Here is a 21,180-nt window from a genome sequence, read left to right on the forward strand (position 1 = left end):
CAAATCAGCCGTGATGCCCGGAAAGGCTTCAGAAACTAGTCTTGAAACGGATCGGTCACAAGTATCGTATCGTCCCGTTCCGGGCTGGTGGAGAGGAGTGCCACCGGCGCGCCGATCAACTCCTCTATGTATCGGACATATTTGACGGCCTGGGCCGGAAGGTCGTTCCAGCTGCGCGCGCCGGCAGTGGTGCCTTTCCACCCTTCCAGCGTCTCGTAGACCGGTTCGACACGGGCCTGCGCGCCCTGGCTCGCAGGCAGGTAATCGATCATCTCGCCGTCGAGGCGATAGCCGGTGCAGACCTTGATCTCGTCCAGCCCGTCGAGCACGTCGAGCTTGGTCAGCGCGATGCCCTTGATGCCGTTGACGGCGACAGCCTGGCGCACCAGCACCGCGTCGAACCAGCCGCAACGGCGCTTGCGCCCGGTGACGACGCCGAACTCATGGCCGCGCGTGCCGAGGAATTCGCCGATCTCGTTCTTCTGTTCGGTCGGGAACGGACCTTCGCCGACGCGCGTCGTGTAGGCCTTGGTTATGCCGAGCACATAACCGATGGCGCCCGGACCGACGCCCGAGCCGGCGGCGGCCTGGCCGGCCACCGTGTTGGACGAGGTGACGAACGGATAGGTGCCGTGGTCGATGTCGAGCAGCGTGCCTTGCGCGCCCTCGAACAGGATTCGCTCGCCGGCGCGGCGCTTGTCGTCGAGTATCTTCCAGACACGGTCCATATAGGGCAGGATCTCGTCGGCGACCGACGTCAATTCGGCCATGATCGCGTCATGCGTGACTTCGCCATGGCCAAGCCCGCGGCGCAGCGCATTGTGATGCGTCAGCAGCCTGTCGACCTTCAGGGGCAGCGTTTCCAAATCCGCCAGATCCATCACCCGCACCGCGCGTCGACCCACCTTGTCTTCATAGGCCGGACCAATGCCCCGGCGGGTCGTGCCAATCTTCGTCCCGGAATTCGACGCGGCGTCCTCGCGGAATCCGTCCAGCTCCCGGTGCAGCGACAGGATAAGCGCTGTGTTTTCGGCTATTTTCAGGCGATCCGGCGTTACTTCGACGCCCTGCGCCTTGAGCTTCGCCACTTCGGCCACGAAAGCATGCGGGTCGAAGACCACGCCATTGCCGATGATGGACAGCTTGCCCTGCCGCACGACGCCCGACGGCAACAGCGACAGCTTGTAGACCTTGCCGTCGACGACCAGAGTGTGGCCGGCATTGTGGCCGCCCTGGAAACGCACCACGACATCGGCGCGCTCCGACAGCCAGTCGACGATCTTGCCCTTGCCTTCGTCACCCCACTGCGAGCCGACGACCACCACATTGGCCATGTTTCTTTTCCCTTGAGACGCCGCCGAGCGGCTTGGATATGGTTCGAAACGACAGGCCTCTATAGCGTCAAGACCTCGCGAGTGCGACCTTTCTTTGCCGCCGAAAATGCCCTGAGGCACAACAATTTTCGGCTTTGACATCATTTACTTGGGCTGAGAGGGGCAATAGGCCGGCAAACACCGCAACGCATCCGTCGCGGCCGGAATCCCGCGATGCATCGAAGCGCCTACTTATTCCTGCTGCTCACCACCTTGCTGTGGGGTGGCAATTCGGTGGCCGGCAAGCTGGCGGTCGACCACGTCTCGCCGATGATGCTGGTCTTCCTGCGCTGGGTGCTGGCGGTGGCGATCCTGCTGCCGATCGGCTGGCGCACGATCCAGGAGGACTGGCCTGTGGTGCGCCGGCACTGGCTCGTTCTGGCGGCACTCGGCGCCAGCGGCTTCACGTTGTTCAACGTGATCTTCTACACGGCACTCAACTACACGACGGCGATCAATGTCTCGATCGAACAGGCGGCGATGCCGATCCTGATCATGACGGCCAATTTCGTCTTCTTCCGGCTGCGCGTAAACTGGGCGCAGATCGCCGGCGTCGTGCTGACCATTGCCGGCGTGATCCTGACCGCTTGCCACGGCGATCCGCGCCGGCTGCTGACGCTGGAGCTCAATTTCGGCGACGCCATAATGCTGGTGGCGGTCGTCCTCTACAGCGGCTATTCGGTCGGCCTGCGGCTGAAGCCGGCGCTGCGCTGGCAAAGCCTGATGCTGGCCATGTCGATCGCCGCGCTCATCACCTCGCTGCCCTTCTTGCTGTGGGAGGTCGTCGCCGGCAAGGCCATCATGCCCGACGCACGCGGCTGGACGGTCATCGTCTACACCGCGATCGGCGCCTCGGTCGTCTCGCAGATAACCTACATCAGGGGTAACGAGCTGATCGGCGCCAACCGCGCCGGCCTGTTCATCAACCTGGTGCCGATCTTCGGCACGTTGCTTTCGGTGCTGATCGTCGGCGAGACGTTCCAGCTCTATCAGGCCTTGGCGCTTGTGCTCGTGCTGGGCGGCATCTGGCTTGCCGAACATAGCGGGCGCAAGAGCGCTATGACCCGGTCGGCCAAGGCGCGCTGAGCAGCAAGGCGCGACAAACGCCGCGCCTGCTAATCTTGGCGAAAAGCCTGGATCAGATGCCGCCGACGTCGAACTGCAGCCGCTTGGCCGAGTCGATCGACTTGTGCGCCCGCACCTGCTCCAGCACCTTTTCCGGGAACGGCGCGTCGAGATAGAGCAGCGCTATGGCGTCGCCGCCCGGCCGGTTGCGGCCAAGCTGGAAGTTGGCGATGTTGACGCCATTCTCGCCGCACACCGTGCCGAGCAGGCCGATGATGCCGGGGGCATCGGCATTGGTGGTGTAGAGCATGTGCTGGCCGACCTCGGCGTCGAGGTTGATGCCCTTGATCTGGATGAAGCGCGGCTTGCCGTCCGAAAAGCAGGTGCCGGCGATCGAGCGCGTCCTGTGCTCGGTCTTGACCGTCAGCTTGATGTAGCCGTCGAACACGCCTGACTTGTCGCGCTTGACCTCGGCGACGATGATGCCGCGCTCCTTCACCATGATCGGCGCCGAAACCATGTTGACGTCGGAGACCTGCGGCCGGATCAGCCCGGCCAGCGTCGCGCTGATCAGCGCGCGCGTGTTCATCGTCGCGGTTGAGCCGTCGAACAGGATCTCAACCTCCGTGATCGGATCCTCGGTAACCTGGCCGACAAAGGCGCCGAGCACTTCGGCGAGCTTGACGAAGGGCTTTAGCCGCGGCGCTTCTTCCGCCGTGATCGACGGCATGTTGATGGCGTTGGAGACCGCGCCCTTGATCAGATAGTCGGCCATCTGCTCGGCGACCTGCAGCGCGACATTCTCCTGCGCTTCCGCCGTCGAGGCGCCGAGATGCGGTGTCGCCACCACGTTTTCCATGCCGAACAGGGCGTTCTGCTCGGCCGGCTCCACCTCGAACACGTCGATGCCGGCGCCCGCCACCTTGCCGCTCTTCAACGCCGCGATCAGATCGGCCTCGACGATCAGCCCGCCGCGCGCGCAATTGATGATGCGCACGCCGTTCTTCATCTTGGCGATTGCCCCGGCGTCGATGATGTTGCGCGTCTTGTCGGTCAGCGGCGTGTGCAGCGTGATGAAGTCCGCGCGCGCGAACAGCTCGTCGAGCTCGACCTTGTCGACGCCGAGCTCCTCGGCACGCTTGTCCGACAGGAACGGGTCGAAGGCGATGACATGCATCTTCAAGCCGACGCCGCGTGTGGCGACGATCGAGCCAATATTGCCGCAGCCGATGACACCCAGCGTCTTGCCGGTGATCTCGACACCCATGAAACGGTTCTTCTCCCACTTGCCGGCATGGGTCGAGGCGTTGGCTTCCGGGATCTGGCGCGCCAGCGCGAAGATCATCGCCACGGCATGCTCGGCTGTCGTGATCGAATTGCCGAAGGGCGTGTTCATCACGATGATACCCTTGCGGCTCGCCGCCGGGATATCGACATTGTCGACGCCGATGCCGGCGCGGCCGATGACCTTGAGCCTGGTGGCGGCGTTGATCAGCTTTTCGGTGACCTTGGTCGCCGAGCGGATGGCAAGGCCGTCATACTGGCCGATCACCTCGAGCAGCTTTTCCTTGTCCTTGCCGAGGTCGGGCAGATAGTCGACCTCGACGCCGCGATCCTTAAAGATCTGCACGGCGGTGGGAGAGAGTTTGTCAGAGACGAGAACGCGGGGCGCCATGGCGGCCTCCTTGAAATGGGATTGATCCGGGAATGGGCGGCCCGCGGGCCGCCACGGAAAGTCTCAGGCCGCCGCTTTCAGCGAAGCCTTCTGCGCGGCGAAGGCCCAGTCGAGCCAGGGCAGCAGCGCCTCGAGATCGGATGTCTCGACCGTCGCACCACACCAGATACGCAGGCCGGGAGGCGCGTCGCGATAGGAGCCGATGTCATAGGCGACGCCTTCCTTGTCGAGCGCCGAGACCAGCCCCTTGGCGAAAGCCGCCTTACCGTCGGCGTCGAGCGCCGCCACATCGGCATCGGTGAAGGACAAGCAGACCGAGGTGTTCGACCGCGTCGCCGGCTGGACGGCGAGATGGCCGAGCCAGGAGGACTTGTCGACAAATCCGTCGAGCACGGCGGCATTGGCATCCGCCCTGGCGACCAGTGCATCGAGGCCGCCGATCGACTTCGCCCAGTGCAGCGCGTCGAGATAGTCCTCGACACACAGCATCGACGGCGTGTTGATGGTCTCGCCCTTGAAAATGCCCTCGATCAGCTTGCCGCCGGAGGTCAGGCGGAAGATTTTCGGCAGCGGCCATGAAGGCTTGTAGCCCTCCAGCCGTGCGACGGCGCGGGGCGACAGGATCAGCATGCCATGCGCGCCCTCGCCGCCCAGCACTTTCTGCCAGGAGAACGTGACGACATCGAGCTTTTCGAAATCGAGCTTTTGCGCGAAAGCCGCCGAAGTGGCGTCGCAGATGGTCAGACCCTTGCGATCCGCCGGGATGAAGTCACCATTCGGCACGCGCACGCCCGACGTGGTGCCGTTCCAGGTGAAGACCACGTCGCGGTCGAAATCGATCTTGGCCAGATCCGGCAATTCGCCATAGCCGGCCTCGAGCTTGCGCACGTCGGGCAGCTTCAGCTGCTTGACCACGTCGGTGACCCAGCCGGAGCCGAAGCTTTCCCAGGCGACCATGTCGACGGCGCGCTCGCCGAGCAGCGACCACAGCGCCATCTCGACGGCGCCTGTGTCCGACGCCGGTACGATGCCGATGCGGTAGTCGGCCGGAACCTGGAGGATTTCGCGCGTCAGCTCGATCGCCTGTTCGAGCTTGGTCTTGCCGATCTTGGCGCGATGAGAACGGCCGAGCGCGGCATTCTTGAGCGCCTCGACCGACCAGCCGGGGCGTTTTGCGCAAGGACCTGAGGAGAAATTGGGGTTTGCCGGACGGAGTCCGGGCTTCGTATGCGTCGTCATCGTGGTCTATCCTTCCAGATAGTGGCCCCTCGTTGGGGAGGGGTGGCCCACGGACGGCGATATGCGTTCAGGCCTCGGGCGTCAAGAGGAAAGTTTTTGTCGCTGCCGGGATACCGGCGCTCCCGCGATCAGGATCGCGTGATCTCAAACGCGAACGGCGGACCGCTGGGATCCGCCGCTAAAGTCTCGCCCGGTCCCTTGTCTACCAGAGATCGTAGCGCAGTCCGAGTTTGATCTGGTGATTGCTGATGCCCTTGTGGACCGGGAAGGAGGTCAGACTCGCGGCCGTGACATATTCGGCATCCGGGGCGGAGAAGTACTGATAGCCGAGGTCGACCGAAACGTTTTTCGACACCTGGTAGGCAAGGCCCGCATTCAGCGTATAGGCCAAGGAGTACTTCGTCTTGTCGTCTGTCTGGACGAAATCGTCGGTGGGGTCGCCATTGTTGGTGAAATAGTTGGCCGAGAGCTGGCGCGTGCTCTGTACGATACCAACGCCACCGCCCACATACGGGGTGATCCCGACATAAGTGCCAAGGTCGACATAGCCGTTGAGCATGAGCGAGTAGGCGTAATTCTTCAGGTTCGCCGATGCGACGGTAGAGGTTGCCGGCGGCACAACGCTCAGTGTATCGTCATAGCCAACGCCGATTTTGTTGCCTGGCAGATAGCCGAGATTGAGATCGGCGCGCAGATAGTCGTTGAAGTGATAGCCAAAGCCGATGCTGGCAAAGATCGGATCTTCTTTCTCGTCGAAGCTCGCCGGCGTGAAGGCGAAATCATCGTTCTTGAAGCTCTTCTGCACCAGATAAGAGACGTCGCCGCGCAGATACCAGCCGGAGCCGACCTCGACCGGCACATAGTCGGGCGCCTGATCGGTGTAGATCGGCGGATCGTAGTCGGCAGCGATTGCCGGCGTCAGTGGCAAGAGACCGAGTCCGGCAAGCGCCAGCACAATACGCAATGTGAGTGTCATAGTCCCGACTCCCGGATTTGACGACACCTGCGATCAACACGGCAGCCATCGTTTCAGGAAGCATTGTTAACCATAGTGGTTAAGTCACGGTTAAGGCTAATAGAGCGTTAGCGAATTCATTTCAGCTAATGCATGGCGCTCTAAATTGCCCTCCCTGTCCGGGCACTTCATTGGCGACAGCTCAAACGAAAACCGCCCGGTCAAGCCGGGCGGTTCGTGTATATTGGAGGCAGTAGATTTCTTACTTGGAGATTTCTTACTTGGTGTAGACCGGCTCAGGTTCGGGCTGGTAGGCCACCACCGGTGCCGCGCACCCATTGTTGCCACCGAACTGATAGCGCAGGCCGCCGCGCACCTCGTGGGTGTTGATGCCGCGGTCGAAACCCGGGCCGGCGCTGCTCGCATCCCATTCGAACATGCGGCCGCCCTGAATATGGGAGAAACGATAGCCCGCATCGAGGATGATCTTGTCGGTCAAGCAGTAGGAGGCACCGGCCATCAGAGCATAAGCGAAGCGCCAGTTGGATGCTCCGGGGTTGGTCTCGGTGGTGTTCGGATCGTAGACGGTATCCCACTTGACGCGCGCGCCGCCGATACCGGCGCCGACATAAGGCGTGATGCCGTGCCAGGTGCCGATATCGACATAGGCATTGGCCAAGAGCAACAGGGCGCTCATCTTCGACACTTCGGTCGACGTCGAGACGAGATCCGAGGTGCCGCCGTTGAAGTTCGACTTGAACCAGTAGTCGGCGGTCACGTCCGTGCGCAGGTGATCGTTGATCTTGTAGCCGACGCCGCCGCCGAGCGAGAAGCCGCCCTTGAGCTTGCCGTAATCAAAACTCTTGCCGCCCGGTATGACCGTACAATTACAGGGATCGATGCCGTAGGTCATGTAGTCGATGCCGCGCACATCGGACTTGTGATAGTCGATGTCGCCGCGGATATACCAGCCGCCGACGTCGACCGGCTGTTCGTAGACCGGTGGCGGTGCCTCTTCGACCTGCGGCTCAGGCAGGTCGGCTGCGAACACCGGCCAGGCCAGGCCCGCGAACAGCAACGCGAACAGGGCCTTTCTTGCTGTATTGAACATGCTTGTCACCCCTAGGAACCCTCGGAACGCGATCGCGGCCGAACGAGATTGGCTTTCAGGCGTGGATAATGAATTGGAAAAGTTAAAAGGCGTTTAACCCTGTCGATTAACCACGAATCTCTAAAATTCGAGGAATTGGGGAATGATTTCGACAAACAAGAAGACCGGTTCCGGCCAACAAAAAGCCCGCCTCAGGGGCGGGCTGGATGCGACGGCAGCGACGTAACGCCTGAGGGCACGGGGGAGGTCAGGCGGCGCTGCGGGTCTCCGAAATGACCTCGACAATGTCGTTGACGACGGCCTCCACCAGTTGCGGATCGTCGCCCTCGGCCATGACACGGATCAGCGGCTCGGTGCCGGACGGACGGATGACCAGACGCCCGGTCTTGCCGAGACGATTGCGCGCATCCTCGATCGCCGCCTTGACGGGAGCTTCCTCGAGCGGCTTGCCGCCGGCGATACGGACATTCTTCAAGAGTTGCGGCACCGGCTCGAACTTCTTCGACAGTTCGCTGACCGGGCGTCCCTGGCGCTTGATGCAGGCCAGCACCTGCAGCGCCGACACCAGGCCGTCGCCGGTGGTCGAGAAATCCGACAGCACGATGTGGCCGGACTGTTCGCCGCCGACATTGAGCCCATGCGCGCGCATATGCTCCACGACATAGCGGTCACCGACCTTGGTGCGGTGCAATTGCAGTTTCATGTCGCCGAGGAAGCGTTCGAGGCCGAGATTGGACATGACCGTCGAAACCACGCCGCCGCCGGCAAGCCGTCCGCTCTGGTGCCAGGACTCGGCGATCATCGCCATGATCTGGTCACCGTCAACGATCGCGCCATTCTCGTCGACGATGACGACCCGGTCTGCATCGCCATCGAGCGCGATGCCGATATCGGCGCGCACTTCATGCACTTTCTTCTGCAGGCCGGCCGGATGCGTCGAGCCGCATTCCTTGTTGATGTTGAAGCCGTTGGGTTCGACATTGATGGCCACGACCTCGGCGCCGAGCTCCCACAGCGCCTCGGGCGCCACCTTGTAGGCCGCGCCATTGGCGCAATCGACGACGATCCTGAGGCCCGAAAGCGACATCGAGCGCGGCAATGTACGCTTGGCGAACTCGATGTAGCGGTCATGCACGCCGTCGACACGCTTGGCGCGGCCAAGCCCGTCGGAATCGGCGAGTGTCAGTTCGATATCCTTGTCGAGCATGCTCTCGATGCGCTCTTCGATCTCGTCCGAAAGCTTGTAGCCATCCGGCCCGAACAGCTTGATGCCGTTGTCGTAATAGGGATTGTGCGAAGCCGAGATCATGACGCCGATATCGGCGCGCAGTGAACGCACCAGCATGGCGACGGCCGGGGTCGGGATCGGGCCGAGCAGGAACACGTCCATGCCGGCGGCGCAGAGACCCGCCACCATCGCATTCTCGATCATGTAGCCGGAAAGCCTGGTGTCCTTGCCCAGAACGACGCGATGGCGGTGGCTGCCGCGCTGGAACGAAAGGCCGGCGGCCATGCCGACCCGCATGGCGATTTCCGCGGTCATCGGAAACTTGTTGGCGCGCCCGCGAATGCCGTCCGTGCCGAAGTAATTCCCTGCCATGCGAGTTCAATTCCTGAAGGTTCTTTGCCGGGCATTTTAATGCCATAATTGACCGGCGCGCCATGATCACATTGTGTGATTATATGTTACCAATCCTTAGAAAATCATTGTTGTGCGCTGCACACAACAAGGCAGCAGCCCAACATGAAGGCACCGCGGCGCTGCAATATACCAGTTCTGCGAGCTATACGCCGCAGCTGCACGCGGAAAATCTTGTTCTTGACCCGGCAAGGGGCAATGATTTCATCACCTTATCGGGAGGAGCAAGCTTTGGGCGATATATACGCCACTTAGCATCTGGCGCAACCGACCGTTGAGCGTTATTGATTCGCTGGGACGTATAATGGGCTGCTGCAACGGAGAAACGCTATGCTCATCCACCGACTTGCCACTTTGACCGGCCTCGCCGTAGTGACGTTGTTCCTGGCCGCGCCAGCCAACGCACTGACGATGGCCGAGTGCAGCACGAAGTATAACGCCGCCAAGGATGCGGGGACACTGGCCGGACAGACCTGGAACCAGTTCCGCAAGGCGCAATGCGGCACCGATGCCGCCGCCACCACGGACACCAAGCCGGCCGACACGAAGAAGGCAGCCGAAACCAAGCCGGCCAAGGCGGCCAAGGCAGCGGCCGCCGACGCGGGCGCCGCGAAAGGCCTGACGGCCAAGGAATGCAGCGCCAAGTACCAGGCGGCGAAGGCCGCCGGCACGCTGAACGGCATGAAGTGGAACGACTTCCGCAAGACCGAATGCGCCGCCGGCGCATCCGCCGCCACTGACACCACCAAGCCGGCAACCACCAAGGCAGCCGCGGCTCCCGCCGAAGGCAAGGGCCTGACCATGGCCGAGTGCAGCACCAAGTACCAGGCGGCGAAGACGGCGAACACGCTGAAGGGCCAGAAGTGGAACGACTTCCGCAAGGCCGAATGCGGCGCCGCCGCCTCCGATGACGACAGCGTGCCAGCTCCGAGCGAAGCAAATTACACCAAGGAGCCGGCGAAGCCGACGACGGCTGCGCCCAAGGGCGTCACCTTCCCGTCCGCGATCTCGCCGAAATATGCCAGCGAGACCCCCGGAAAGGGCCGCATGCACACCTGCCTCGACCAGTACTATGTCCTCAAGGACGCCAATGCGCTTGGCGGCCTGAAGTGGATCCAGAAGGGCGGCGGCTTCTACAGCCTGTGCAATGCCAAGCTGAAGGGCTAAGCTACGCATTCCCCCGGATCGATGAGGCATGAGCCGGTTGAGATCGAATTGAGTTAGACGGAAAGTCTGGCAAGGACAGGCAAAGGCCCGCGATGCATCTGCTTCGCGGGCCTTTTGTTGCTCGCGACGACACCCGGGCCTTGCTCGCACTTTCGCGGGAACTGTCGGCATCAATTCGCCCACACTGCCCACCGTCGGGCTTATCGCTAGCTCCCAAAAGATTCCAATTGAACATATAGGGAACAAACAGTATACAAAAGGATGTCTAACTTGTTATCAACCGGGAGGATCTTATGCCCAATTTGAAATTGGCGGTATTGGCTGTGACGGCATCGGTTGCTTGGAGCGTCGCCCCTGCAAGCGCACTGACGATGAAGGAATGCGGCGAGACCTATCGGACAGCGAAAGAAGGCGGCACTCTGAACGGCATGGACTGGGCCGCTTTCCGCAAGGAGAAATGCGCGATGCCCGCTGCGGAGAGTGTCAGCGGGGATACCGTCAAAACCGCGCCGCAGCCGAAAAAGGAAACCGACGCGGCGGTCGCCCCCACTGTAGCGCCGGCAGGCGTGACATTCCCAACCACCCTCGCCGCCGAGTTCAAGACCGAAAAGCCCGCGAAGGCGCGGATGAAGACCTGCCTGCAGGGTTACCACGGCAACAAGGAGGCGGGTACGTTGAACGGCCTTCGCTGGATCCAGAAGGGCGGCGGTTATTACAGCCTGTGCAATGCGCGGCTAAAAGCTGAATCATAAAAATCGAATACGGCGGATGAAGCGGTCACGCAGACGTTGAGCCGTGATCCTCGGGCTTGTTCCCGAGGATCTGCTGTCCGCCCTGGCTCAGCTCGACGGCTGTGGCTCCATGCCGCCTTCGGGCTCGGGGCCTTTCTTGCGGCGGCCGCCGGACTTCGGCACGGCCGAGCCGCGGCTGGGCGGCGTGTCGTCGCCGAGGTCGCGCGCGGGCTTCTCGCCGGCGATCAATTGCTTGATCTCGTCGCCCGACAGCGTCTCGTATTCGAGCAGCCCCTGCGCCAGCGCGATCCATTCCTTCTTCTTCTTGGTCAGGATGGACTTGGCCGTCGAATAGGCCTCGTCGATCAGGCGGCGCACTTCGGCGTCGATGATCTGCGCGGTCTCTTCCGAGATGTTCTGCGTGCGCGCCACCGAATGGCCGAGGAACACTTCCTCCTGGTTGTCGCCATAGGCGACATGGCCGAGCTTGTCGGAGAAGCCCCAGCGCGTGACCATAGCGCGCGCCAGCTTGGTCGCCTGCTCGATGTCGGAAGAGGCGCCCGAAGTGATGTTCTCCTTGCCGAATTTGAACTCCTCGGCAACGCGGCCGCCCATCATGATGGCAAGGCGCGAGATCATGTACTTGTAGCTCATCGAGTAACGGTCGCCTTCCGGCAACTGCATGACCATGCCGAGCGCACGGCCACGCGGGATGATGGTGGCCTTGTGCAGCGGGTCGGCCGACGGCACGTTGAGCGCCAATATGGCGTGGCCAGCCTCGTGATAGGCGGTCAGCTCCTTCTCGGCCTGGGTCATGGCCGACGAGCGGCGCTCGGCGCCCATCATGATCTTGTCCTTGGCGTCCTCGAACTCGGCCATGGTGACGAGGCGCTTGTTGCGCCGCGCCGCCATCAGCGCCGATTCGTTGACCAGGTTCATTAGGTCGGCGCCGGAGAAGCCCGGCGTGCCGCGCGCGACGACCTTGAGGTCGACATTGGGCGCCAGCGGCACGTTGCGCACATGCACCTTGAGGATCTTCTCGCGGCCGACGATGTCGGGGTTCGGCACCACCACCTGGCGGTCGAAACGGCCCGGACGCAGCAGCGCCGGATCAAGCACGTCGGGACGGTTGGTGGCGGCGATCAGGATGATGCTTTCGTTGGATTCGAAGCCGTCCATCTCGACCAGCAGCTGGTTCAGCGTCTGCTCGCGCTCGTCGTTGCCGCCGCCGAGGCCGGCGCCACGATGGCGCCCGACCGCGTCGATTTCGTCGATGAAGATGATGCAGGGCGCGTTCTTCTTGGCCTGGTCGAACATGTCGCGCACGCGGCTTGCACCGACACCGACGAACATCTCGACGAAGTCCGAACCCGAAATGGTGAAGAACGGCACATTGGCTTCGCCGGCGACCGAGCGGGCGAGCAGCGTCTTGCCGGTGCCGGGAGGGCCGACCAAAAGCACGCCGCGCGGAATCTTGCCGCCAAGGCGCTGGAACTTCTGCGGATCGCGCAGGAACTCGACGATCTCTTCCAGATCTTCCTTGGCTTCGTCGACGCCGGCGACGTCCTGGAAGGTGACGCGGCCATGCGCCTCCGTCAGAAGCTTGGCCTTCGACTTGCCAAAACCCATGGCGCGCCCGGATCCGGACTGCATCTGGCGCATGAAGAATATCCAGACGCCGAGGATCAGGATCATCGGCAGCCAGGAGATCAGGTAGCCGAACAGCGAATTGGAACCGTCGGTCTCTGGCCGCGCATTGATGGTGACGTTCTTGTCCTGCAACCGCGAGACCAGCTGGGGATCGCCGGGCGAATAGGTCTGGAAGCCGGTGGAATTGTCGGTGTAGGTGCCGGTGATGCGGGCGCCCGCAATGGTCACCGTCTTAACCCGGCCGGCCGCGACATCCTGCAAGAACTGCGAATAAGGCACATCGCTCGAAGCCCCGCGCGTCTGCGGCGTCTGGAACAGATTGAAGAGAGCGATGAGCAGGACCGCTATGATCGCCCAGAGCGCGAGGTTGCGATAGTTCGGATTCATCAATTGTCCCGTTGGCGTCCGCGCACGGACAGCATCATGAGAGGAAACTTGAGCCTAACATAGGGAGAGCGTCTCCCCTTGCCAAGCAGAACAGCATGTCTGGGTTAAGCTTTCGACCACCATCAATTGGCACCGTGGCCGCCCAATGGCGAAGCGGGAAGCGGTGACGCGCCGATCAGCTCGGCGACAGCCCGCGCCGGCGCCAGATCGAAGGACGGCAGAAAGCGGGAAAAAGGCGACACGACCGGTCGCGCAGCGAACGCTGGTGGCCTCGGCTGACGCGGCGGCAAACCAGGGTTTTCAAGGGCTTGCCGCGATGTCGGTTCCGCGGCCATTGCGGCGCGCATCAGGCTTGCCGGGGTTTCTCCCTCATCGATTGCCAGCCGCCTCGCTGCTGTCGCACCCAACGGTGCGATCAACAATGCGCCGGGCCTGTCGTTCAATGTGATGTGGCGGCGGCCGTCCCAGACGGTGTTGTCGACAGCGATTGCGGCGGGCGGCAAACCCCGCGCCTCGCGGCGCAGGAAGAGGCCGGCACGCCGGAAATCGACCACCGTCCGCGACAATGTGGCGCAAAGAAATCCGGTCTTCAGCCGGCCCAACAGCGCCTCGCTGCGCGCCTGGTCCGGCAGGAAGGCCACGCCTCCGGCTGTGGCCATCAGGATGCGCAACGCATAGACGGCCGCCCGGTCGTCTTCCGCGGTCAGCAGAGCGGGATCGAGCCAGATGAGGCCCGTGCTCGGCTGGCTGGCGAAGCGATGGATCAGACCGGCTGCGCTGACGCCAAGCTGCCTGCGCTCGACGGCGGCCTGGCCGGCGAGCAGCAGCGCATTTTCCATATAGCCGACACTTTCGCCGGCAAGTGCTGCGCGCACGCGCGGTCGCTCGAAGGCCTCGTCGATATTGGTCGGGTCATCGGCCCAGCCGACATGTTCATGCCGCAAGAAATCGCGAAGCGCCGAGCGCCGCATCCCCAGAAGCGGCCGAACGATCCACTCGCGCCAATCATAGAGGGTGGCCGGCGCCATGCCGGCAAGCCCACGACCTGCCATGTCGGCGAGCTCCCGGTCCCGTGCATGCCGCATCAGCACCGTCTCGGCCTGGTCGTCGGCGGTATGACCGGTGACGATCAGGCCGATGCCTTCCGCGCGCGCCGCCTCGGCCAGCAGATGGTAGCGCGCTTCCCGCGCCGCCGCCGGCAGACCGGTCGATGGCTTGCGCCCGGACCACGTCAGGGTGCGGTGGGCAATGCCGCGCTCGGCGCACAACTTCGCCACGGCTTGCGCCTCGGCTGCCGAACCCTGACGCAAGCCATGGTCGATGGTCACGGCCAGCAGTTTCGCGGGCGATGCGGTTCGGTCGAGATACTGTTTGAGAAGGAGAAGCAGGGCGGTCGAGTCGCTGCCGCCGGACACGGCCGCAATGGCGCCGCGGGTAAAATCGATAGGCGAAAAAAGTCTGGTCGAAAGATCAGGCTCGGTATCGAGCATCAACGCATGTCGTCCAAAAACGGTCCCGGTCCCGGGACCAGGACATGCCTGGGAAACATCAGCACGCAGCCAGGGCCTTCTCCTGCTTGACGCGTTCCTTGAGTGCATTGGAGATATCGGGGTAGCGCTTGCCGACTTCGCTGAAGGTGGCGCAGGCGACGTCGTGCTGCTTGAGGCCGACCAGTGACACGCCAAGCTTCAACAGCATGTCGGGCGCCTTCTTGGCCTTGGGGTAGTCCTTGCTGGCGGCGAGGAAGACCTCGGCCGCGTCGCGGTATTTCTGCTGGCCAAGCAGCGATTCACCCAGCCAGTAATGCGCGTCCGCCGCCTTCGCATCGCGCGGGAAGCGCGAGATATGATCGCGAAAACCCTGCTCGGCGGTGCCGTAGTCGCCCGACAGGATGAACTGATAGGAATTGCGGTAAAGCTCCTCCGGGTCGTTGGTGGAAGGCAGCGCCGCGACGATCGTTGCGTTGGACTTGCCGGCCTTGGCCGGGGCCTTGGTGGCCGGAGCAGCGTCTTGTGTCGGCGCGGTCGACTGGGTGTTGCCGCCGGCATCGATCACATTGCCGTTCTTGTCGACGGTAATGGAACCGAAGGTCTTTTCCGGGGCTCCCGTGCCGGGAATCACCTTGCCGGGGTCGCCATCGGGCGATTCGACGATGACGTCTTCGACCGTCTTGCCGCCCGCGGACTGATTGCCGCCGGGCGCGGCGCCGGCATCGGCCGGAGCCTGGGTTGCCGGGGCCGCCGCGACGTCGGTGTTGGTGTCGGTGGTGGCATCGGATTTCTTCTGCGCCGGAGGCTGTCCGCCTTGTGCGCCGCCTTCAAGCTGCTGGAAGCGGAATTCGTTGTCTTCCTGCTGCTTGCGCATCTGTTCCTGCATCTGCAGGATCTGGAAATTGAGCTCTTCGATCTTGCCGTTCATCTGGCGCAGCTGGTCCTCGAGCCCGGTGGCGCCGGCGCCGTTCGACTGCTGCGCGAGCTGGACCTGGTCGGGTTTCTTCTTGTCGCCGAAGAGGCTCGGCAACTCGAGGCTCGGCAGATGGAAGGAAAAGCCGCTGTCGGTTGACTGCCCTGGGCCGCTTGCCCCCGGACCGTTTGCCAGGGCGGTGAAGCCTGATAGGAGCAGCGCCGCAAGCGTGCCGCTCAGAACCGATCTCAAATGCATGTGCCTCTCGCGGTGTGTCGTTAGTCTGTTCGCGCCTTCCAATCAGGATGGGACCAGCCAGGCGCCCTCGGCTCATAGCAGGACGCGAGACTTCGGCCAAATTTTGTTTCGGTCACCCGGATATGAAAAAGGCGGCCCGAAGGCCGCCTTTCGCGAAGCTGTGTTGCATTTTTGCCAGCCGGCGCGATCGCGTCTCTCGACGCGCGGCCAACTCAGGAACCGGCGCCGCTGAGCGTGGTAACGGCGCGGCGATTCTGCGACCAGCAGGAGATGTCGTCGCACACCGCGACCGGACGTTCCTTGCCGTAGGAAATGGTCTTCAGGCGGCTGGAAGCGACACCCTTGGAAACGAGGAAGTCGCGGGCGGCGGCGGCGCGGCGGGCGCCGAGCGCCAGATTGTATTCGCGCGTGCCGCGTTCGTCGGCGTGACCTTCGACGACGATGGCGTACTGCTTGTACTGGTTCAGCCACTGCGCCTGGCGGGCGAGCGTCGTCTGTGCATCCGCGCGGATCGAGGACGAGTCTGTATCGAAGAAGATACGGTCGCCAATGTTGACGGTGAAGTCCTGCGCCGAGCCGGGTGTTGCGGCGCCGGCACCGTTGAGGCCAAGATCAGCGGCGCTGTTGGGCGTCTTCTTCGAAGCGCAACCGGCGATGGCGAGCATCGCCACCAGCGCGATCATGACCGGGTTTCTGGTAAGTGCTGCGATACGGCCCATGCCGCCTCTCCTTCGCATTTCGAGTGATTTCGTTGATCACCCAGTAACCACGTTTGGGTTAACCGGCATTCAAGAAACACGGTTAAAATTTGGTTTAGGCTGCCCGTCCGCAACCTTTAAGCCGGGGTCACAGTTGGCGCGGACCCTAGGCGGAAATGCGGCCAAAACGCGACGAAGGCATGGAAAAGGGGCCGAAACGGCCCCTTTTCAGCATGTGTGGCAATTCGGCCGACGCTATTCCAACAGCGGCGACCAGGCGGGATCCGACGCGAAATTCGCCGTCGGAATCGGCTGCTCGTTGCGGCCGGTGAGGTCGACCGAAACAAGTTTCGGGCCGCCATTGGAGTCGCGGAAGAACATCAAGACGCGGCCGTTTGGCGCCCAGGTCGGTCCTTCCTGCTGGAAACCGGACGACAGGATGCGCTCGCCGGAACCGTCGGTCTTCATGACGCCGATCTGGAATTCGCCGCCGGTCTGCTTGGTGAAGGCGATGAGATCGCCACGCGGCGACCACACCGGCGTCGAATAGACGCCGTCGCCGAAGGATATGCGGGTCTGGCCCGAGCCGTCGGCGCCCATGACATAGATCTGCGCGCGGCCGCCGCGGTCGGAGGTGAACACCACCTTGCTGCCGTCGGGCGAATAGGAAGGCGATGTGTCGATTGCCGTCGAATTGGTCAGCCGCGTCGTCGAGCGGCTGCGCAGGTCCATGGCGAAGATGTTGGAATTGCCGTCGTCGCGCAGAAGGCTCATGATCACCTTCTGGCCGTCGGGCGAGAAGCGCGGCGCAAAGGTCATGCCGGGGAAATTGCCGACCAGTTCGCGCTGCCCGGTCTCGATCTGCAGGAGATAGACGCGCGGCTGGCCGCTCTCATAGGACATGTAGGTGATTTCCTGCCGGTTCGGCGAGAAACGCGGCGTCAGCACGATCGAGCGGCCGTCCGAGAGATAGCGGACATTGGCGCCGTCCTGGTCCATGATGGCCAAACGCTTCTTGCGCGCGTTCTTGGCGCCGGATTCGTCGATGAATACTACACGCGTGTCGAAATAGCCCTTCTCGCCGGTCAGCCGCTCGTAGATGGCGTCGGCGATGATGTGGGCGACGCGCCGCTGGTTGGCGTCGTTGGCGAAGAACTGCTCACCCGACATCTGCTGTCCGGCGAAAGTGTCCCAAAGCCGGTACTGCGCGCGGATGCGCCCATCGGCCTCCTTGCTGACGCTGCCGGTGACCAGCGCCTGGGCGTTGATCACCTTCCAGTCGTCGAAGCGGGGTGCGGCATCCGGGTTCGAGATCTTCTCGATGAAGGCGCTCTTGTCGATCGGCGCGAACAGGCCGGAACGCTTCAGATCGGCGGTGACGATCTGGGAAATCTGCGCGCCAAGCGCGTCACCGCCCTGGAAATCCGTGATGGCGATCGGCAGCGGCTCGACATTGCCCTTGTTGACGTTGAGCTCGACGAGCGCCCATGCCGGCATGGGGACAATGGCGGTCATGCCCAGCGCCATGGCTGCAATCGTCAGGAGCGGCTTGAGGAAGGATCTCATATCTTCTCGCTTCTCTTCTTTTGATTGGTTGGGCGCCAGGCCTAGAGGCCGAGCATTTCCCTTGGATCGAAAGTGACCCGGATGTCGTTCCAGATGTCCTGCTTGCCGGCAGGAACCTGCAAGCCGGCCACGTCGCATTTCTGCACCGCGCGCACCGCGCTTTCATCGAACTGCCGGTTGCCGCTCGACTTTTCGACGGAGGGACGGCCATCGAGCTTGCCAGAGTTGTCGAGGTTGAAGCGCACGACGACGACGAAGTTCTCCGAGCCCTCGAGGCCAACCGGCAGCGTCCAGCACCCACCCAACTGGCTTTCCAGGGCGCCCTGCTCCGACTTCGACAGTTTCTGGCCCTGGTCCTTGTCGCCGCCGAGCGAGGCTTGCTGCGTAGAACGCTTGGCCCCGCCGCCGGAGGGCTTCTGCTTGTCGAGGAGCGCGGATATTTCGTTCGCGTTGAACTGCTTGTCGTCGGATTTCGGTTTCGACGACGCTTCCTTGACCGGCTTGTCGGCATCCTTGCGTTCAGGCGCCTTGGCGCTTTCGGCCTGTGCCGGCTGCGGCTTCGGCCGCGCTTCCGGCGCGGGCGCCGAGCTCGGCAATTGCGTCTCTTCGGTCGGCGGATCCTTGGCTATGGCCTCGGCGACGGCATCCGGCTTGACCTCGGGTGTCGGATCGATGGCTGCGGTCTTGTCCTGCGGCGGCGGGGTCGGCGCCGGCTTGGCCGGCGTCGGCTTCGGCTCGGTCTGCTTGACCGGCTCGGGCTTGACCTCTTCCTTGGGCGTCGGCGCGGGCGCCACTTCGGTCGCCGGAATGGGCTTCGGCTTTTCCTGCGGCTTCGGCACGTCCTCGGTCTTCGGCGTCTCTTTGGGAGTCGGCGCGGGCGGCGGGGCCGAGGTCATGTCGACGGGCTTCGGCTTGGCTTCCGGCGTTATCGGCTTGTCGGTATCGACGCTGTTTTCGCCGACCTTCTGCGACGCCGGCACGATATCCGGGCGCTGCGTCGGCAGTGGCGCCGGTTTTTCATGCATCACGGCCTTCTTGTCGCCCTGCAGCGTCTGCGCGATCGCCTCCATCGGCACGATATCGACCGCGACCGACTCGACATCGGCGGACGGGAGCGCGGCCGGCGCCGACAGGGTGAACAGGCCGAAGGCCAGCACCGCCGTGTGCAAGATCACCGATGTGGTGAGGCCGGTCTTCATCTTCTTGTCTACTGATCCTGTTCCTGCAGCGAAACCAGGCCGATATTTTTGTAACCGGCGGCCGAAATGCGGGCCATCACCTTCATCGCCGTGCCATAGTCGGTGGACTTGTCACCACGGATGAAGATGCGCTCCTCGTAACCGGTCTTCGAGATCGCCTGCAGCTTGGCCACCAGCTCTTCGATCGGGATCTCGGTTTCCTGGAGATAGATCTGGCCGGCGGCGTTGATCGAGACGGTGATCGGCTGCGTGTCGGCATTCATCGCCTTGGCCTGCGTGTCGGGCAGGTCGATCGGCACGCCGACGGTCAGCATGGGTGCGGCGACCATGAAGATGATCAGCAGCACCAGCATGACGTCGACCATCGGCGTGACGTTGATCTCCGACATCAGCCCATGGTGACGGCCGCGCCGCCTGTGGCCGCGCCCGCCGCGTCCCGCCATGCCTACGGACATACCCATCAGCTACTCCTCAGGCCTTCGGCGCGACTTTTTCATCGATTTGGCGCGAGAGTATGGCGGAGAACTCGTCGGAGAACCCTTCCATGCGCACCGCGAGCTTGCTCGCATCCGATGACAGCTTGTTGTAGGCGATGACCGCCGGGATGGCGGCGAGCAGGCCGATGGCCGTCGCCAGCAGCGCCTCGGCGATACCGGGTGCGACCACCGCGAGGCTGGTGTTCTTGGAGCCGGCAATGGCCTGGAACGACGTCATGATGCCGATGACCGTGCCGAACAGACCGATGAACGGGGCCGCCGAGCCGGTGGTAGCCAGGAAGCCGAGACGACCCTCAAGCTTCTCCATCTCGCGGGTCAGCGCCAGGTCCATCGCCTTGTCGATGCGGGTCTGCAGCCCGAGCGGCGTCTTGGCGCCCTTCTCAAAACTCTTCTTCCACTCGCGCATGGCGGCGACGAAAATGGCGCCCATGCCAGAGGTTTTGCGGTCGGCGAGCGTGCGGTAGAGCTCCTCCAGCGACTGTCCGGACCAGAAGACCTGCTCGAAGCGGTTCAGCGCCAGCCGCATGCGGCCATAGGCAACCAGCTTGTCGATGATGATCGCCCAGGTCCAGACCGAGGCGCAGAGCAGCCCGATCATGACCAGCTTGACCACCCAGCTGGCCTGCATGAACAGCGCCCAAATCGACAATTGCGCGCCCGGTTCGGCGAGTGCGATATTTTCCATCGTTACGTCCTTAAGATTTCCGGGCGAAGCTGGCGGCTGGCCCCTGGCATCCCTTGTGGTCGGTTCGCACGAAGCTACCGGACGCCCCAAACCGTGCCGTTAGCGGCCTTTTCAGGGCAAATATTGGTGAAAGGAAGGCGCTGGATAGCGCCAATCTTCACCAATCTCTTCATGAACCGTTATGGTTAAGGATGGGTTAGTGAATAAGGCGCGGCGCATTGCCGCGCCTGGTGGCGAGACCGATGCGCTTCCACTCCCTAGGAGTCCGTCTCATCCACGTGGTCGGTGGGGTAGTCCTGCCCGCCATAGAGGACGCGCAGGATCAGCACTTGCTGCCCGTCGACCCGGAACAGGATGGACGCACGCCGTTCAAAGCCGACAACCCGGATTCCGGATCCGATGGCATCGCGAACGGAGCCGCGTTCCGGGAACGTTGATAGCGCCATGCACGCGGCCTCGATGCGGTCGATATAGCCACCGGCGCGCGCGGCACCGCTTTCCTTTTCGATGTAATTGTAAATGGCAAAGAGGTCGGACTGCGCCGAAGGTCTGAAAACGACCCTATGCGTCACGCTTGGCGACCTTCAGGCGGTCTGCATGATGCTCGCGCAATGCCTTAAACACGTCCTCGGCCGGGATATCCGGGCGAGGATCGTCAAGAGCTTCCTGCACCTTGGCTCGCATGATGGCGGTGATGACCTGCTCCTCGCGGTCAAGGGCGCGAAGCGCGGCACGCATGACTTCGCTCGCGGAATCATAAGCTCCCGACGCCAAGCGGGCGTCCAGGCTGCTTTGCTGGCGGCCGAGCGTCACGCTTATGGGTTTGCTGGTTCTCATGGCGAATGTCTTCCCTGTCCTACCTTGTAGCACAATGTATGACAC

Annotated in this window: 19 protein-coding genes; 3 read left to right on the top strand and 16 right to left on the bottom strand. The window is 63.0% G+C overall.

The genetic code is table 11. The features are described from left to right. Positions 1-35: 35 nt before the first annotated feature. Complete coding sequence (locus tag ACVILI_RS01850) at positions 36-1,334, bottom strand: adenylosuccinate synthase (RefSeq protein WP_010912013.1); 1,299 nt, start codon at positions 1,332-1,334, stop codon at positions 36-38. 213 nt (positions 1,335-1,547) lie between these two features. Here ACVILI_RS01850 and ACVILI_RS01855 point away from each other — a divergent pair, with 213 nt between their 5' ends. Then, complete coding sequence (locus tag ACVILI_RS01855; protein ID WP_038650241.1) at positions 1,548-2,459, top strand: DMT family transporter; 912 nt, start codon at positions 1,548-1,550, stop codon at positions 2,457-2,459. Between the two features lie 52 nt (positions 2,460-2,511). Here the strand turns inward: ACVILI_RS01855 and serA are convergent, their stop codons facing one another. The 5 genes from serA to glmM form a co-directional block, all read right to left on the bottom strand. Beyond that, positions 2,512-4,113 carry a phosphoglycerate dehydrogenase gene (gene serA, locus ACVILI_RS01860; protein WP_019861724.1) on the bottom strand — a complete coding sequence of 534 codons (1,602 nt, stop codon included), beginning with the start codon at positions 4,111-4,113 and terminating at the stop codon, positions 2,512-2,514. Between the two features lie 63 nt (positions 4,114-4,176). Beyond that, positions 4,177-5,352 carry a phosphoserine transaminase gene (locus tag ACVILI_RS01865; protein WP_038650244.1) on the bottom strand — a complete coding sequence of 392 codons (1,176 nt, stop codon included), beginning with the start codon at positions 5,350-5,352 and terminating at the stop codon, positions 4,177-4,179. 202 nt (positions 5,353-5,554) lie between these two features. Further along, positions 5,555-6,328: an outer membrane protein gene (locus tag ACVILI_RS01870; protein WP_038650245.1), complete on the bottom strand. Its 774-nt coding sequence runs from the start codon at positions 6,326-6,328 to the stop codon at positions 5,555-5,557. Positions 6,329-6,584: 256 nt separating this feature from the next. After that, positions 6,585-7,418 carry an outer membrane protein gene (locus ACVILI_RS01875; RefSeq protein ID WP_038650246.1) on the bottom strand — a complete coding sequence of 278 codons (834 nt, stop codon included), beginning with the start codon at positions 7,416-7,418 and terminating at the stop codon, positions 6,585-6,587. Between the two features lie 247 nt (positions 7,419-7,665). Continuing rightward, positions 7,666-9,018, bottom strand: coding sequence for a phosphoglucosamine mutase (glmM, locus tag ACVILI_RS01880; protein WP_019861728.1), 1,353 nt, complete (start codon positions 9,016-9,018; stop codon positions 7,666-7,668). Positions 9,019-9,387: 369 nt separating this feature from the next. On the opposite strand from glmM, the gene ACVILI_RS01885 reads away from it, so the two are divergent. After that, entirely contained in the window at positions 9,388-10,224 is an 837-nt protein-coding gene (locus ACVILI_RS01885; RefSeq protein ID WP_457102292.1) for a hypothetical protein, read from the top strand. Positions 10,225-10,517: 293 nt separating this feature from the next. Continuing rightward, positions 10,518-10,976 (top strand): hypothetical protein, encoded by a 459-nt coding sequence (locus ACVILI_RS01890; protein ID WP_038650248.1) that lies wholly within the window; start codon positions 10,518-10,520, stop codon positions 10,974-10,976. A gap of 87 nt (positions 10,977-11,063) precedes the next feature. On the opposite strand, the gene ftsH is transcribed toward ACVILI_RS01890, so the two are convergent. The 10 genes from ftsH to ACVILI_RS01940 all read right to left on the bottom strand — a co-directional run bounded on the left by ftsH (position 11,064) and on the right by ACVILI_RS01940 (position 21,135). Further along, positions 11,064-12,992, bottom strand: coding sequence for an ATP-dependent zinc metalloprotease FtsH (gene ftsH, locus ACVILI_RS01895; RefSeq protein ID WP_019861731.1), 1,929 nt, complete (start codon positions 12,990-12,992; stop codon positions 11,064-11,066). Between the two features lie 122 nt (positions 12,993-13,114). Continuing rightward, complete coding sequence (gene tilS / locus ACVILI_RS01900) at positions 13,115-14,482, bottom strand: tRNA lysidine(34) synthetase TilS (RefSeq protein WP_064981225.1); 1,368 nt, start codon at positions 14,480-14,482, stop codon at positions 13,115-13,117. A gap of 58 nt (positions 14,483-14,540) precedes the next feature. Then, a complete protein-coding gene (gene ybgF / locus ACVILI_RS01905; protein WP_038650253.1) occupies positions 14,541-15,653 on the bottom strand; it encodes a tol-pal system protein YbgF in 1,113 nt (370 codons plus the stop codon). A 212-nt stretch (positions 15,654-15,865) separates the two neighbouring features. Beyond that, positions 15,866-16,372 carry a peptidoglycan-associated lipoprotein Pal gene (gene pal, locus ACVILI_RS01910; RefSeq protein ID WP_013892538.1) on the bottom strand — a complete coding sequence of 169 codons (507 nt, stop codon included), beginning with the start codon at positions 16,370-16,372 and terminating at the stop codon, positions 15,866-15,868. A 234-nt stretch (positions 16,373-16,606) separates the two neighbouring features. Next, positions 16,607-17,878 carry a Tol-Pal system beta propeller repeat protein TolB gene (tolB, locus tag ACVILI_RS01915; RefSeq protein ID WP_223217914.1) on the bottom strand — a complete coding sequence of 424 codons (1,272 nt, stop codon included), beginning with the start codon at positions 17,876-17,878 and terminating at the stop codon, positions 16,607-16,609. A gap of 80 nt (positions 17,879-17,958) precedes the next feature. After that, a complete protein-coding gene (locus ACVILI_RS01920) occupies positions 17,959-19,116 on the bottom strand; it encodes a cell envelope integrity protein TolA (protein ID WP_019861736.1) in 1,158 nt (385 codons plus the stop codon). Positions 19,117-19,124: 8 nt separating this feature from the next. Continuing rightward, the gene (gene tolR / locus ACVILI_RS01925) at positions 19,125-19,577 is read right to left on the bottom strand and encodes a protein TolR (RefSeq protein WP_027047494.1); all 453 of its coding nucleotides are present in this window, start codon (positions 19,575-19,577) and stop codon (positions 19,125-19,127) included. Positions 19,578-19,587: 10 nt separating this feature from the next. After that, the gene (gene tolQ, locus ACVILI_RS01930; protein WP_019861737.1) at positions 19,588-20,298 is read right to left on the bottom strand and encodes a protein TolQ; all 711 of its coding nucleotides are present in this window, start codon (positions 20,296-20,298) and stop codon (positions 19,588-19,590) included. A 257-nt stretch (positions 20,299-20,555) separates the two neighbouring features. Then, a complete protein-coding gene (locus ACVILI_RS01935; protein ID WP_038650258.1) occupies positions 20,556-20,870 on the bottom strand; it encodes a type II toxin-antitoxin system RelE/ParE family toxin in 315 nt (104 codons plus the stop codon). Further along, complete coding sequence (locus ACVILI_RS01940; protein ID WP_019861739.1) at positions 20,860-21,135, bottom strand: type II toxin-antitoxin system ParD family antitoxin; 276 nt, start codon at positions 21,133-21,135, stop codon at positions 20,860-20,862. Before ACVILI_RS01940 ends, ACVILI_RS01935 begins: the two co-directional genes overlap by 11 nt. Between the last annotated feature and the right edge of the window lie 45 nt (positions 21,136-21,180).

Source organism: Mesorhizobium sp. USDA 4775, from assembly GCF_054062655.1.